At 69.8% G+C, this 13,563-nt stretch carries 16 protein-coding genes; 4 read left to right on the forward strand and 12 right to left on the reverse strand.

Translation table 11 applies throughout. The features are described 5' to 3' along the window. Positions 1-347 precede the first annotated feature (347 nt). Positions 348-1,790 carry a bifunctional ADP-dependent NAD(P)H-hydrate dehydratase/NAD(P)H-hydrate epimerase gene (locus SCAB_RS17330; RefSeq protein ID WP_013001394.1) on the forward strand — a complete coding sequence of 481 codons (1,443 nt, stop codon included), beginning with the start codon at positions 348-350 and terminating at the stop codon, positions 1,788-1,790. 68 nt (positions 1,791-1,858) lie between these two features. Here SCAB_RS17330 and SCAB_RS17335 read toward each other — a convergent pair whose 3' ends face one another. Next, positions 1,859-2,101: a hypothetical protein gene (locus SCAB_RS17335; RefSeq protein ID WP_037727131.1), complete on the reverse strand. Its 243-nt coding sequence runs from the start codon at positions 2,099-2,101 to the stop codon at positions 1,859-1,861. A 208-nt stretch (positions 2,102-2,309) separates the two neighbouring features. Between SCAB_RS17335 and coaA the strand changes: the two genes are divergently transcribed. After that, positions 2,310-3,299 carry a type I pantothenate kinase gene (gene coaA, locus SCAB_RS17340; protein WP_013001396.1) on the forward strand — a complete coding sequence of 330 codons (990 nt, stop codon included), beginning with the start codon at positions 2,310-2,312 and terminating at the stop codon, positions 3,297-3,299. Positions 3,300-3,327: 28 nt separating this feature from the next. Then, complete coding sequence (locus SCAB_RS17345) at positions 3,328-4,257, forward strand: DUF389 domain-containing protein (RefSeq protein WP_013001397.1); 930 nt, start codon at positions 3,328-3,330, stop codon at positions 4,255-4,257. 108 nt (positions 4,258-4,365) lie between these two features. Here the strand turns inward: SCAB_RS17345 and glmM are convergent, their stop codons facing one another. The 3 genes from glmM to rplM form a co-directional block, all read right to left on the reverse strand. Further along, entirely contained in the window at positions 4,366-5,724 is a 1,359-nt protein-coding gene (gene glmM / locus SCAB_RS17350; protein WP_037727646.1) for a phosphoglucosamine mutase, read from the reverse strand. Positions 5,725-5,958: 234 nt separating this feature from the next. Continuing rightward, on the reverse strand, positions 5,959-6,486 hold the full coding sequence (gene rpsI / locus SCAB_RS17355; protein WP_013001399.1) for a 30S ribosomal protein S9: 528 nt from the start codon (positions 6,484-6,486) through the stop codon (positions 5,959-5,961). Positions 6,487-6,527: 41 nt separating this feature from the next. Then, entirely contained in the window at positions 6,528-6,971 is a 444-nt protein-coding gene (gene rplM / locus SCAB_RS17360) for a 50S ribosomal protein L13 (RefSeq protein WP_013001400.1), read from the reverse strand. Between the two features lie 303 nt (positions 6,972-7,274). Here rplM and SCAB_RS17365 point away from each other — a divergent pair, with 303 nt between their 5' ends. Beyond that, positions 7,275-8,156, forward strand: coding sequence for a hypothetical protein (locus SCAB_RS17365; RefSeq protein WP_013001401.1), 882 nt, complete (start codon positions 7,275-7,277; stop codon positions 8,154-8,156). Between the two features lie 25 nt (positions 8,157-8,181). On the opposite strand, the gene truA is transcribed toward SCAB_RS17365, so the two are convergent. From truA to map, 8 genes are all read right to left on the reverse strand, one after another. Further along, the gene (gene truA, locus SCAB_RS17370; RefSeq protein WP_013001402.1) at positions 8,182-9,045 is read right to left on the reverse strand and encodes a tRNA pseudouridine(38-40) synthase TruA; all 864 of its coding nucleotides are present in this window, start codon (positions 9,043-9,045) and stop codon (positions 8,182-8,184) included. A 149-nt stretch (positions 9,046-9,194) separates the two neighbouring features. Then, positions 9,195-9,701, reverse strand: a complete 507-nt coding sequence (gene rplQ, locus SCAB_RS17375) for a 50S ribosomal protein L17 (protein ID WP_013001403.1) — start codon at positions 9,699-9,701, stop codon at positions 9,195-9,197. 164 nt (positions 9,702-9,865) lie between these two features. Continuing rightward, positions 9,866-10,888 (reverse strand): DNA-directed RNA polymerase subunit alpha, encoded by a 1,023-nt coding sequence (locus SCAB_RS17380; RefSeq protein WP_003966937.1) that lies wholly within the window; start codon positions 10,886-10,888, stop codon positions 9,866-9,868. Between the two features lie 133 nt (positions 10,889-11,021). Beyond that, entirely contained in the window at positions 11,022-11,426 is a 405-nt protein-coding gene (gene rpsK / locus SCAB_RS17385; protein WP_003956432.1) for a 30S ribosomal protein S11, read from the reverse strand. A 70-nt stretch (positions 11,427-11,496) separates the two neighbouring features. Then, positions 11,497-11,877, reverse strand: a complete 381-nt coding sequence (gene rpsM / locus SCAB_RS17390) for a 30S ribosomal protein S13 (protein WP_005481202.1) — start codon at positions 11,875-11,877, stop codon at positions 11,497-11,499. 210 nt (positions 11,878-12,087) lie between these two features. Then, entirely contained in the window at positions 12,088-12,201 is a 114-nt protein-coding gene (gene rpmJ / locus SCAB_RS17395; protein WP_003998809.1) for a 50S ribosomal protein L36, read from the reverse strand. Positions 12,202-12,273: 72 nt separating this feature from the next. Further along, the gene (infA, locus tag SCAB_RS17400; protein WP_003948620.1) at positions 12,274-12,495 is read right to left on the reverse strand and encodes a translation initiation factor IF-1; all 222 of its coding nucleotides are present in this window, start codon (positions 12,493-12,495) and stop codon (positions 12,274-12,276) included. A 196-nt stretch (positions 12,496-12,691) separates the two neighbouring features. Beyond that, a complete protein-coding gene (map, locus tag SCAB_RS17405; RefSeq protein ID WP_013001404.1) occupies positions 12,692-13,528 on the reverse strand; it encodes a type I methionyl aminopeptidase in 837 nt (278 codons plus the stop codon). Positions 13,529-13,563 lie beyond the last annotated feature (35 nt).

The raw sequence follows: 13,563 nt of genomic DNA on the forward strand, positions 1-13,563 counted from the left end.
GCTGCGGGTGCGGGTGGGGTGCGTTGTCGGGTGCGTGGTCGGGTGCGGGCGGGGTGCGTGGTCGGGTGCGGGTGAGTGGGGGCTGGTCGCGCAGTTCCCCGCGCCCCTGAAAAGCAGGGGCTGCGCCCCGAGCTTTTCAGGCCCGCAGGACCGTTGACTTCCGGCCCACACGACCGTGGGCTTTCAGGCCCGCAGGGGCCTGTGTCTTTTAGGGGCGCGGGGAACTGCGCGAGAAGCCCCACGCACCCGCACCCGACCACGCACCCCACCCGACAGCAACAGAGCCCAGCCCGCAGCACCCCCGGCCCAGCTGCACCCGGCCCCCCACACAAGGCAGACTCGTCCCCATGCGCTCAGCCCACCGCGTAGAAACCGTCCGCACAGCCGAACGCACCCTCATGGCCCGCCTCCCCGACGGCGCCCTGATGCAGCGCGCGGCCGCGGGCCTGGCCGCCGCCTGCGCCGACATCCTCCCCCGCCGCGTCTACGGCAGCCGCGTCGTCGTCCTCACCGGCAGCGGCGACAACGGCGGCGACGCGCTGTACGCCGGCGCCCGCCTGGCACGGCGGGGCGCGGGAGTGACCGCCGTGCTCCTCTCCCCCGACCGCACCCACCAGGCCGCCCTTCACGCTCTCCTCCGGGCGGGCGGCACCACCGCCACCCCCACCGCCGCCGAAGCCCACATCCGCCGCGCCGACCTCGTCCTGGACGGCGTCGTCGGCATCGGCGGCAAGGGCGGCCTGCGCCCGGAAGCGGCCCGCCTGGCCGCCCTGGCCGCCGCCTCCCCCGCCACCGTCGTCGCCGTGGACCTCCCGAGCGGCATCGAGGCGGACACCGGCGAGGTGTACGGCGAAGCGGTCCGCGCCGACCTCACCGTCACCTTCGGCACCCACAAGCCGGGCCTCCTCGTCGACCCGGCCCGCACGTACGCCGGCTCGGTCCGGCTGGTCGACATCGGCCTCGCGGACACCCTCCCGGCCACCCCCGCCCTGGAGTCCCTCCAGCACACCGACGTGGCCGCCCTCCTCCCCCGCCCGTCGCAGGAGAGCGACAAGTACCGCCGGGGTGTCGTGGGCATCGCGGCGGGCTCGGCCCGCTACCCGGGCGCGGCGGTCCTCGCGGTCGCCGGCGCCCTGCGCGGCGGCGCGGGCGCGGTCCGTTACGTCGGCGCGGCCGGCGACGCGGTGCTCGCCCGGTTCCCGGAGACCCTGGTCTCGGACACGGGCCCGAAGAAGGCGGGCCGGGTCCAGGCCTGGGTCGCCGGTCCCGGAGCCGGCGACGACCCGGCCCCCGTCGCCGAGGCGCTCTCCACCGACGTCCCCGTCCTCCTCGACGCCGACGGCCTCCGCCTCGCCGACCGCGAGAGCGTCCGCACCCGCACGGCCCCGACCCTGCTGACCCCGCACGCCGGCGAGGCCGCGGCCCTGCTCGGCATCTCCCGCGAGGAGGTCGAGGCGTCCCGCCTCACCGCCGTACGCGACCTGGCCCGCGCCTACGACGCGACGGTCCTCCTCAAGGGCTCCACCACCCTGATCGCGACCCCGGACCCCGGCACCCCGGTCCGCGTCAACGCCACCGGCACGCCCTGGCTCGCCACCGCCGGCAGCGGTGACGTCCTCTCGGGCCTGGCGGGCTCGCTCCTGGCCGCCGGCCTCTCCCCCCTGGACGCGGCGAGCGCGGCCGCGTACGTCCACGGCCTGGCGGGCCGCTACGCCGCCGACGGAGCCCCGGCGGGCGCCCACGACGTGGCGGAGTCGATCCCGGCGGCCTGGCGGGACATCACGGCCTGACGCCCCCGTCGGCCCGCCCCACGCCGGCGCGCCTCACGACCGGCCCGCGCCACGACCGGCTCAGCCGCTCAACTCCCCTCCTCGATCCGCTCGATCGCCTCCCGCACCATCCCCAGGTACTCGGCCTCCTCGCACCGGGGCTTGCTCCCCATCCGGTACATGTCCATCGCGTCGGAGAGACACTCGCCCAGATCCTCGTCCGGCAGATCCACCGAGAGCTCGCTGCACACCTGCCCGGCCAGCTCCGCGTCACCGCGGCCGGCCCCCCGCCGAACGGCGTCCCGTACCCGCAGAGGTACACCAAAAGGCATCAGACAACCTCGCTTCCCCCGGGCTCACAGCCCCGGGTCGGCCGGAAGGCGGCTCCCTCCCCGGCGGCCCGGACGCTAGTCCCACCTCCACCCCAGGTCCATACCTTCGCCACTTTTCACCCACAGTGAGGAGTTGATGCTCTAACGTGCCCCCCGGCGTGACGGACCCCACCCCGTCACCCTGTTCAAACTCCGTTAACAATGGACTGTGATCTCACCGGCCTCCTCGTTGCCGCGGAGCGCCCACCGGCCCAGGCCGGAGGCGACTCCCTACGTCGACCTCACCCGAGCCGAGTGGAGCGCGCTGCGCGAAAAGACGCCGCTCCCACTCAACGCCGAGGAGGTCGAGAAGCTGCGCGGCCTGGGCGATGTCATCGACCTCGACGAGGTCCGGGACATCTATCTGCCGCTGTCCCGGCTCCTCAACCTCTACATCGGCGCCACCGACGGCCTGCGCGGTGCCCTCAACACCTTCCTGGGCGAGCAGGGCTCCCAGTCGGGCACCCCGTTCGTCATAGGCGTCGCCGGTTCCGTGGCCGTCGGCAAGTCCACCGTCGCCCGCCTCCTCCAGGCCCTCCTCGCCCGCTGGCCCGAACACCCGCGGGTGGAGCTGGTCACCACCGACGGTTTCCTGCTCCCCATGAAGGACCTCCAGGAACGCGGCCTGGTCTCCCGCAAGGGCTTCCCCGAGTCCTACGACCGCCGGGCCCTGACCCGTTTCGTCGCCGACATCAAGGCCGGCAAGGACGAGGTGACGGCCCCCGTCTACTCCCACCTCATCTACGACATCGTCCCCGACCAGCGACTCACGGTCCGCCGCCCCGACATCCTCATCGTCGAGGGGCTGAACGTCCTGCAGCCCGCCCTGCCCGGCAGCGACGGCCGCACCCGCGTGGGTCTCGCCGACTACTTCGACTTCAGCGTGTACGTCGACGCCGGCGCCGACGACATCGAGCGCTGGTACCTCAACCGCTTCAAGAAGCTCCGCCAGACCGCCTTCCAGAAGCCCGACTCCTACTTCCGCAAGTACACCCAGGTATCCGAGGACGACGCCCTCGACTACGCCCGCACCCTCTGGCGCACCATCAACAAGCCCAACCTGGTCGAGAACATCGCCCCCACCCGGGGCCGCGCCACCCTCATCATCCGCAAGGGCGCCGACCACAAGGTCCGCCGCCTCAGCCTCCGGAAGCTGTAGCTCCACCGGGCCCGGCTACCCTGCGGGCATGCTGCATCTGCGCCTGATCACCCCGTCCGGCCGGACCGACGAGGTGGTACGCCTGATCGAGGACACGGTCGGCACCACCCACCTCGTCGTCATGGCGGGCGCCGCCCGCGACCCCGCCGGAGACGTCGTGATGTGCGACGTGGCGCGCGAGGCGGGCGACGAACTGATCGGCGCGCTACGGGCGTTGGACCTGGACCGCACCGGCTCCATCGCGGTCGAGAACATCGACCTGTCGCTCTCCGAGCGGGCCGACAAGGCCGAGAAGGACGCGCCCGGCGAGGGCGCGGACGCGGTCCTGTGGGAGCACCTGACGGACGCCACCCACGAGGAGTCGACGCTCTCCGTCACCTACGTCGCCTTCATCACCCTCGCCACGATGATCGCGGCCTGCGGTGTGGTCCTGGACAACGCGGTCCTGATCGTGGGCGCGATGGCCGTCGGCCCCGAGTTCGGTCCGCTGGCCGGGATCAGCACGTCCATCGTGCAACGCCACCCGCGCCTGGCCCTGCGCTCCCTGATCGCGCTCCTCGTGGGCTTCGCGGCGGCCATGGCGGTGACGGTCGCCTTCAGCCTCTTCATGGACGCGCTCGGCTACTTCACCGAGGCCAAACTGGAGGCCGACCGCCCCAACACGGCCTTCGTCTACGCCCCCGACGCCTTCTCGTTCATCGTGGCGGTCCTGGCCGGCATCGCCGGCACCCTCTCCCTCACCTCGGCCAAGTCCGGGGCCCTGGTGGGCGTGGCCATCTCGGTCACCACGGTCCCGGCGGCGGCGAACGCGGCGGTGGCCCTGGCCTACGGCGACATGAAACAGACGGCCGGCTCGACGGAGCAACTGCTCCTGAACCTCCTGGGCATCGTCCTGGCAGGCACTCTCACCCTGCTGCTCCAGAAGTGGCTGTGGTCACGACAGCGCAGCACTTCATAGCCGGGGCCCAGCACAAAAGGGGCGCGGGGAACTGCGCGACAAGCCACGACGAACCCGCAGCCCGCCAAGCACAGAACCCCACGCCCCTACCCGGAACGAACCCCGGACCTATCCGAGCGCCGACTTCACCACGTCGGCGAGCCGCCCCGCGACGGAACGCGCCTGCTCGATGTCGGCCGCCTCCACCATCACCCGGACCAGCGGCTCCGTCCCCGAGGGCCGCAGCAATACCCGCCCCGTGGACCCCAGTTCCCCCTCGGCCTCGGCAACCGCCGCCGCCAGCTCCGCCGACGTGGACACCCGCGAGCGGTCCACGTCCGGCACATTGACGAGCACCTGCGGCAGCCGCTCCATCACACCCGCCAGCTCCCGCAGCGAACGCCCGGTCTGCGCGACCCGGGCCGCCAGCAGCAACCCCGTCAGCGTGCCGTCACCCGTGGTCGCGTGGTCGGAGATGATCACGTGCCCGGACTGCTCGCCCCCGAGCGCGTACCCGTGCTCCTTCATCTCCTCCAGCACATAACGGTCCCCGACCGCGGCCTGCACGAGCCGCAGCCCCTCCCGCTCCAGCGCCAGCTTGAAGCCGAGGTTGGACATCACGGTCGCGACCACGGTGTCCGAGCGGAGCTCCCCCCGCTCCCGCATGGCCAGCGCGAGCACCGCGAGGATCTGGTCCCCGTCGACCTCGTCGCCCTGGTGGTCCACGGCGAGGCACCGGTCCGCGTCCCCGTCGTGCGCGATGCCGAGGTGCGCCCCGTGCTCGACGACCGCGGCCCGCAGCTTCCCGAGGTGCGTCGACCCGCACCCGTCGTTGATGTTGAGCCCGTCCGGCTCGGCCCCGATGGTGACGATCTCGGCACCGGCCCGGGTGAACACCTCCGGCGAGACCCCGGCGGCGGCGCCGTGCGCCTCGTCGAGGACGATCTTCAGGCCGTCCAGGCGGTTGGGGAGCGCGGCCAGCAGATGCGCGACGTACCGCTCGAAGCCCTCGTCGTAGGACCGGACGCGTCCGACCCCCGCGCCCGTCGGCCGGTCCCAGGGCGCCCCGGTGCGGTGCTCCTCGTAGACGCCCTCGATGCGGTTCTCCAGGTCGTCGGCGAGCTTGTGGCCGCCGCGGGCGAAGAACTTGATGCCGTTGTCGGGCATGGCGTTGTGGCTGGCGGAGAGCATCACGCCGAGGTCGGCGCCCAGCTCCCCGGTGAGGAACGCCACAGCGGGCGTGGGCAGGACACCGACACACAGCACGTCGACGCCCGCGCTGGCGAGGCCGGCCACGACGGCCGCCTCCAGGAACTCTCCGGACGCCCGCGGATCCCGTCCGACCACCGCCACCGGCTTGTGGCCCTCGAACGTTCCCGCCTCGGCGAGTACGTGTGCCGCCGCGACGGAGAGTCCGAGCGCGAGCTCGGCCGTCAGATCCGCGTTGGCGACACCGCGCACGCCGTCCGTGCCGAAGAGTCGTCCCACAGTGGTGTCCTCCGAATTGCTGAGAATGTGCGGCTCGTACCGGGTGTCCACCGAGTGTCCCTCTCGTCCCGGGACCCAGTACATCCCCTGAGACTGTCCTCCCCCTTTCGGGGTTGTACCGACAGTCTGCGTGTACGTCTGCGATGAACCGTCAACCCTGCTACGCAAACCGCCCCGGCGGCACAGGGAGTGTGCCACCGGGGCGAAGCGAGCGGTGCGGCGAAGCGCCGGGATTTAGCGCTTGCTGTACTGCGGGGCCTTGCGGGCCTTCTTCAGACCGGCCTTCTTGCGCTCGACCGCACGGTCGTCGCGGCGGAGGAAGCCGGCCTTCTTGAGGGCGCCACGGTTGTTGTCGACGTCGGCCTCGTTCAGCGCGCGGGCGACACCGAGACGGAGCGCACCGGCCTGGCCGGAGACACCGCCACCGGAGATGCGGGCGATGACGTCGTAACGGCCTTCGAGCTCCAGGACCTTGAAGGGCTCGTTGACTTCCTGCTGGTGCACCTTGTTGGGGAAGTAGTCCTCAAGGGTGCGACCGTTGATCTTCCACTTGCCGGAGCCCGGGACGATCCGGACGCGGGCGATGGCGTTCTTGCGACGGCCCAGGCCGGCGGCCGGCTGCGGGTCGCCGAAGCGGCCGGCGAGCGACTCCGAGGTGTACTCACCCTCGACGGGGACCTCGGACTCGGTGGTGTAGCTCTCCATGTCGACGAGCTCGGTCTCGGTCTCTTCGACCGGCTGCTCAACGGTGGTCTCGGCCACGGTTCTCCTCAGATTCTTTTCTGTTTGGGGTGTGGCCGGAACTACTGCGCGACCTGGGTGATCTCGAACGGCACCGGCTGCTGGGCAGCGTGCGGGTGCTGGTCGCCCGAGTAGACCTTCAGCTTGCTGATCATCTGACGGCCCAGGGTGTTCTTGGGGATCATGCCCTTGATGGCCTTCTCGACGGCCTTCTCGGGGTTCTTCGCCAGCAGCTCGTCGTAACGGACGGAGCGCAGACCACCCGGGTAGCCGGAGTGGCGGTACGCCAGCTTCTGGGTCTTCTTGTTGCCGGACAGGTGAACCTTGTCGGCGTTGATGATGATGACGAAGTCGCCCATGTCCATGTGCGGGGCATAGGTCGGCTTGTGCTTGCCGCGGAGGAGGTTCGCGGCAGTGGTAGCCAGACGGCCCAGGACGATGTCCTGAGCGTCAATGACGTGCCACTGGCGAGTCACATCGCCGGGCTTAGGGCTGTACGTACGCACTTCGCAGCCTTCTTCTTCAGTGGATGGGTGCTGACACATGGCATCACTGAAGCGATCGTGCAGCTGGGGACGACAGTGCCGGGAACGATGTCCGTATGCCGCCCACTGGTAACTGCTCCAGGGAACCTACGTAGCGGCTTCGCGCCTGAGAACGGCCGAGCCAATACGCATAACAAGCGGCAAGCGTACTCGCGCTGCCCCGGGCGGGTCAAAACGGCCCCGGCCACGCCTCTGACCACTGACGAAGGCATGCCGCACACGTAACCGGGTGAGGCATGCCTTCGTCCGTCTAAACTGCGGCCCATGAGCTTTGGGCAGGGGGGGTCTCAGTGGAGCCCCGGGGGTTCCCACGATCCGTGGGACAATCAGTGGGGTTCCACCAATAATCGGACCCCGGACTGGGCGTCACTCGCCGAGCAGTCCGAAACACGCAACAGGCGACGCAGACTCCTGCTGATCGTCGGCGGCGCGCTCGCCACGGTCGGCATAGGCGTCGCCGTGGCCGTCGCCGTCGTCAACACCGACAGCGGCAACACCACGGCGAACGGCCCGAACAGCCTGCCGTCCGCCGGGGACATCCCGAGCGCCAGCGCCAAGGCCGACCCGTCCTTCGCGCCGACCTCGGCCCCGCCGCCGCTGGACCCGAAGGAGTTCATCTCCAGCTCCGGCAAGGACAAGGCGCCGATCAGCCCGAACATCCTCTTCCCGGGCTCCCAGCTGACCAAGCGCGACGACGTCGTCTACCGCAAGGGCGCCACGGCCTCGACGACGAACTGTGCCTCGGCCGTCCAGGGAACCGTGAGCACCCTCCTGAGCAGCAACGACTGCACCCGCTTCATGCGCGTGACCTACTTCCGGGAGAAGATCGCGGTCACCATCGGCGTCGCCCTGTTCGACACCGAGGCCAAGGCGACCAAGGTCAAGGACGACTGGGACAAGAAGAGCACCATCGTCTCCCTCTCCGGCGAGGGCGTCCCCACCTTCTGCCGCACGACGTTCTGCCGGACGACCCTCAACTCCTACGGCCGCTACGCCTACTTCACCCTGTCCGGCTTCACCGACGGCAAGGACGTCACGGAGAAGGACAAGGCGGTCTTCATCGCCGGCGACGACCTCGCCAGGTCCACCTTCGAGCAGATCCGCCGCCGGGGCGAGACCCAGGCGGCCGCCGCGGCGGAGGGGTAGCCGCCCCCGCCCGGCCGCCCCGGGGTCAGCAGCAGCCGGCCCCGGGCGCCCCCGGCAGCGTCCGCCGGTTCCGCGCCTCCCTGCTCCGCGCGGCCAGCAGCTCGTCCGCCGGGTAGCCGACCTCCTCCAGCGTCAGCCCGTGCGGCCGTACGACGTGCACCGCGGAGTCCCGCACCCCCGCGGCCAGCACCTTCCCCGGCCAGTCGGCGCCCCGGTGTCCGTCCCCCACGAACAGCAGCGCCCCGATCAGCGAGCGCACCATGTTGTGGCAGAAGGCGTCGGCCCGCACGGTCGCGGTGACGATCCCGTCGTCCCCCCGCACCAGGCTCAGCTCCTGGAGCGTACGGATGGTGGTGGCCCCCTCGCGCCGCTTGCAGTAGGCGGCGAAGTCGTGCTCGCCCAGCAGCAGCCGGGCCGCCTCGTTCATCGCGTCCACGTCGAGCGGCCAGTCGTGCCACAGCACGTGCCCGCGCAGCAGCGGATCGACCCCACCGGGATTGTCGGTGACCCGGTAGGCGTACCGGCGCCAGATCGCCGAGAACCGCGCGTTGAAGCCGCTGGGCGCCTCTCTGAGGGCCCAGACCCGTACGTCCCTCGGCAGGCGCCCCGCGAGCCGCTTCAGCAGCTTCTCGTGGTGTTCACGCCAGACCGCCTCCGGCAGGTCCACGTGCGCCACCTGCCCGCGCGCGTGCACCCCGGCATCGGTCCGCCCGGCCACGGTCAGCTCGTACGTCTCCCCGGACCGCGTCACGGTCCGCAGCGCGTCCTCGATCTCCCCCTGGACGGTCCGCCGCCCCCCGGCCTGCTTGGCCCACCCGGAGAACTCGCTCCCGTCGTACGACAGGTCCAGCCGGACGCGGACATGACCGGGCGCCGCTTCATCACTCACACGAAGATCCTCTCAGCTACAAAAAAGCGGGCCCGCTCCCTTAACAGGAACGGACCCACTCAGACGCGCCCCGTCCAGGGGCGCGGGGAACTGCGCGATCAACCACGGCGAACCCGCAGCCACCGACCGCACAGCACCCCGCAGAACGCTTACGCGTCCTTGGACTCCTCGGCAGCCTCGTCCGCGCTGTCGTCGGCCTTGGCGGTGTCGACCTTGGCCTCAGCGGCAGGCGTCTCCGCGTCCTTGGCGGCACGCTTGGTGGCGGCCTCGGCCTCGCCCGTGGCCTCCTGCGCGACGGTCAGCGCCTCGACCAGCTCGATGACGGCCATGGGCGCGTTGTCGCCGCGGCGGTTACCGATCTTGGTGATACGGGTGTAACCACCCGGACGGTTCTCGTAGCGCGGGCCGATCTCGGTGAAGAGCGTGTGGACGACGCTCTTGTCCGTGATCACCTGAAGCACCTGACGGCGGTTGTGAAGGTCGCCCTTCTTGCCCTTGGTGATCAGACGCTCGGCGTACGGCCGCAGACGGCGGGCCTTCGCCTCGGTGGTGGTGATGCGGCCGTGCTCGAAGAGGCTCTTCGCGAGGTTCGCGAGGAGCAGCTTCTCGTGCGCGGCACTGCCGCCCAGACGGGCACCCTTGGTGGGCTTCGGCATGGTGTTTCTCCTAGGTGTCTGCCCCGGCCGTATCAGGTACCGGGGTCAGTATCCGAGCGAGCGGGTTTGCTCGTCGGAGACCCCGCGCCCCATAGGGGCGCGGGGAACTGCGCGACCAGCCACAGCGGGCCGGCAGCCAAGAACCGGCAGTCGGTCCCGAGCTCTTAGTACTGCTCGGTCTCCACGAACCCGGCATCCGCGTCGTCGTCCGCACCGAAGGCGTCCGCGGCAGCGGTGGGGTCGAACCCGGGAGGCGAGTCCTTGAGCGCCAGGCCCATGCCCGCCAGCTTCGCCTTGACCTCGTCGATCGACTTCGCACCGAAGTTGCGGATGTCGAGCAGGTCGGCCTCGGAGCGGGCGACGAGCTCACCCACGGAGTGGATGCCCTCGCGCTTGAGGCAGTTGTACGACCGAACGGTGAGCTCCAGCTCCTCGATCGGCAGCGCCAGATCGGCGGCGAGCGCGGCGTCCGTCGGGGACGGACCCATGTCGATGCCCTCGGCGTCGATGTTCAGCTCACGGGCCAGACCGAACAGCTCGACCAGGGTCTTACCGGCCGACGCCATGGCGTCACGGGGACGCATGGCCTGCTTGGTCTCGACGTCGACGATCAGCTTGTCGAAGTCGGTGCGCTGCTCGACACGCGTGGCCTCGACCTTGTACGTGACCTTGAGAACCGGCGAGTAGATGGAGTCGACCGGGATACGGCCGATCTCCTGGCCCACCTGCTTGTTCTGCACGGCGGAGACGTAACCGCGGCCGCGCTCGACCGTCAGCTCCATCTCCAGCTTGCCCTTGCCGTTGAGCGTGGCGAGGACCAGGTCGGGGTTGTGCACCTCGACACCGGCCGGGGGCGCGATGTCGGCGGCGGTGACCAGACCCGGGCCCTGCTTGCGCAGGTACATCACGACCGGCTCGTCGTGCTCCGAGGAGACGACCAGCTGCTTGATGTTGAGGATCAGGTCGGTGACGTCCTCCTTGACGCCCGGCACGGTGGTGAACTCGTGCAGGACACCGTCGATCCGGATGCTGGTGACAGCAGCGCCGGGGATCGACGACAGGAGCGTACGACGGAGGCTGTTGCCGAGGGTGTAGCCGAAGCCCGGCTCCAGCGGCTCGATCACGAACCGGGAGCGGAATTCGTCGACGACCTCTTCGGTCAACGAGGGACGCTGAGCGATCAGCATGTGGTGATCCTTCTGTCAGGGGCGCCCACTATTTGACGCCCTTGAGAACTACAAGGGTACGGGCGATATGGCCCCGAAGAGCCATACCGCCCGAAAACCTCAGACCAAGCAGTCGCGCACCCGACCCGGAGGGTCAGACGCGGCGGCGCTTGGGGGGACGGCAGCCGTTGTGCGGGGTGGGCGTGACGTCCTGGATGGAGCCGACCTCGAGACCGGTCGCCTGCAGCGAACGGATGGCCGTCTCACGACCCGAACCCGGGCCCTTGACGAACACGTCGACCTTGCGCATGCCGTGCTCCTGCGCGCGACGGGCGGCCGACTCGGCGGCCATCTGCGCGGCGAACGGCGTGGACTTCCGGGAGCCCTTGAAGCCGACGTGGCCGGCGGAGGCCCAGGAGATCACGTTGCCCGAGGGGTCCGTGATGGAGACGATCGTGTTGTTGAACGTGCTCTTGATGTGCGCGTGGCCGTGAGCGACGTTCTTCTTTTCCTTGCGGCGCACCTTCTTGGCAGCGCCCTGACGACCCTTGGGGGGCATCTACAAACTCCTACGGGGAGGTGGTCGGTCCTACAGCGAAGACCGCTGATGAAGCGTTGTCCGCTGAGGACTACTTCTTGCCCGGCTTCTTCTTACCGGCGATGGCGCGACGCGGGCCCTTGCGGGTGCGGGCGTTGGTGCTGGTGCGCTGACCGCGGACGGGCAGACCACGACGGTGACGGAGGCCCTGGTAGCAGCCGATCTCCACCTTGCGGCGGATGTCGGCCTGGACCTCGCGACGGAGGTCACCCTCGGTCTTGATGTTGTTGTCCACGTACTCGCGGATCGCGACGAGCTGCTCCTCGGAGAGGTCGCGGACGCGGGTGTCGGGGTTGACGCCGGTCGCTGCCAGCGTCTCCTGGGAGAGGGTCCGGCCGATGCCGAACACATAGGTGAGGGCGACCTCCACACGCTTGTCGCGCGGGATGTCAACACCGGAAACGCGTGCCATTCAATGGCTCCTGGTGATTGTCGGAGGTCTTCCACAGAACCGGGCCCCGGCCGCCGGCCTCCTCTTGTAGGAGAGGAGTAGGTACGACGCGGGTCCCCGGCCTCCGAGCCGGGGGTGTCAGACGCTCAGCGCGTCTGGGTCCTGCGTATGAACATATTCAGCTTGCGTCGCGCGAATCTCTGCGAATCGAGCAGAGGGTTCGGTCGTGCGTCAGCCCTGGCGCTGCTTGTGGCGCGGGTTCTCGCAGATGACCATGACCCGACCGTGACGGCGGATCACCCTGCACTTGTCGCAGATCTTCTTGACGCTCGGCTTGACCTTCATGGGGTGAGGTTCTCCGGGTCAGTGCCACCACCCGCGTCCCGGAGACCGGGGCACGGAGAGCGGAGGCAAGATCTACTTGTAGCGGTAGACGATCCGGCCACGCGTCAGGTCGTACGGAGACAGCTCCACCACGACCCGGTCGTCAGGGAGGATACGGATGTAGTGCATACGCATCTTGCCGCTGATGTGTGCCAGGACCTGGTGGCCGTTCTGGAGCTCGACCTTGAACATGGCGTTCGGAAGAGACTCGACGACAGTGCCCTCGATCTCGATGGCACCTTGCTTCTTGGCCACGCTTCGCCCTTCGAATCGACTACCTTGATCGACTCGGTGTAACCGAATGAGGACACACGGAAACACGAGAGCCGACGAGTCAGTCTACGCCAGGGCCTCCAGAAACACGAATTCGGTATGCATGCCCAAGGCCGATGATCCTTACGCCGCCCCGCGGGAGCGTCTCTCCATGCTCCGGGGGGACCGGCGGACGGACTCAGCCCAGCGGATCGGGGGCCGCGACGATGCCGTACTCGGCGAGCTTCGCCTTGCCGCCGTCGGGGGCCGTCAGGACGAGAGGCCCCTGCTCGGTCAGCGCGACCGAGTGCTCCCAGTGCGAGGACCAGGTCCCGTCCGTGCTCACCACGGTCCAGTCGTCCGCGAGGACCTCGGTCTTCGGGGTGCCCAGGGACACCATCGGCTCGATCGCCAGGCAGAACCCGGGGACGAGCTTCGGCCCCTTGCCGCGCCGCCGCTCGACGTAGTTCAGCAGATGCGGGTCCATGTGCATCTCGGTACCGATGCCGTGGCCGCCGTAGTCCTCGACGATGCCGTACTTGCCGCCGCCCGGCTTCGGCTGCCGGCGGATGTACGTCTCGATGGCCCGGGAGACGTCCACCAGCCGGTTGCCCGCCTTCATGGCGGCGATCCCGGCCCACATGGACTCCTCGGTCACCCGGGACAGCTCGATCAGCTCAGGGGAGTGACCGGATCCCACGAACGCGGTGTAGGCCGCGTCCCCGTGCCAGCCGTCGACAATCGCGCCGCAGTCGATGGAGATGATGTCGCCGTCCTTCAGGACGACCTCGTCGCTGGGGATCCCGTGGACCACGACCTCGTTCACCGAGGTGCAGATCGTCGCCGGGAAGCCGCCGTACCCGAGGAAGTTCGACTTGGCGCCGTGCTCCGCGAGCACCTTGCGGGCCACCTCGTCGAGATCCTTCGTGGAGGCACCCGGCACGGCGGCCTCACGGGTGGCCGCGTGGATGGCTGCGACGACCAGCCCCGCCTCGCGCATCTTGGCGATCTGCTCGGGGCTCTTGATCTGCACCATGGGGGCCTGCGCTCTCCGTCTTCCGCGAATGTCGA

The organism is Streptomyces scabiei 87.22 (assembly GCF_000091305.1).
GTDB classification, from domain to species: Bacteria; Actinomycetota; Actinomycetes; order Streptomycetales; family Streptomycetaceae; genus Streptomyces; species Streptomyces scabiei.

What these genes read in the sequence shown, in the direction of transcription:
- SCAB_RS17330 (WP_013001394.1), top strand. Translation starts at nt 348, where the DNA reads ATGCGCTCAGCCCACCGCGTAGAAACCGTCCGCACAGCCGAACGCACC.
- SCAB_RS17380 (WP_003966937.1), bottom strand. Translation starts at nt 10,888, where the DNA reads ATGCTGATCGCTCAGCGTCCCTCGTTGACCGAAGAGGTCGTCGACGAA.
- rplQ (WP_013001403.1), bottom strand. Translation starts at nt 9,701, where the DNA reads ATGCCGAAGCCCACCAAGGGTGCCCGTCTGGGCGGCAGTGCCGCGCAC.
- SCAB_RS17365 (WP_013001401.1), top strand. Translation starts at nt 7,275, where the DNA reads ATGAGCTTTGGGCAGGGGGGGTCTCAGTGGAGCCCCGGGGGTTCCCAC.
- rpmJ (WP_003998809.1), bottom strand. Translation starts at nt 12,201, where the DNA reads ATGAAGGTCAAGCCGAGCGTCAAGAAGATCTGCGACAAGTGCAGGGTG.
- SCAB_RS17345 (WP_013001397.1), top strand. Translation starts at nt 3,328, where the DNA reads ATGCTGCATCTGCGCCTGATCACCCCGTCCGGCCGGACCGACGAGGTG.
- map (WP_013001404.1), bottom strand. Translation starts at nt 13,528, where the DNA reads ATGGTGCAGATCAAGAGCCCCGAGCAGATCGCCAAGATGCGCGAGGCG.
- rpsK (WP_003956432.1), bottom strand. Translation starts at nt 11,426, where the DNA reads ATGCCCCCCAAGGGTCGTCAGGGCGCTGCCAAGAAGGTGCGCCGCAAG.
- SCAB_RS17335 (WP_037727131.1), bottom strand. Translation starts at nt 2,101, where the DNA reads ATGCCTTTTGGTGTACCTCTGCGGGTACGGGACGCCGTTCGGCGGGGG.
- rpsM (WP_005481202.1), bottom strand. Translation starts at nt 11,877, where the DNA reads ATGGCACGCGTTTCCGGTGTTGACATCCCGCGCGACAAGCGTGTGGAG.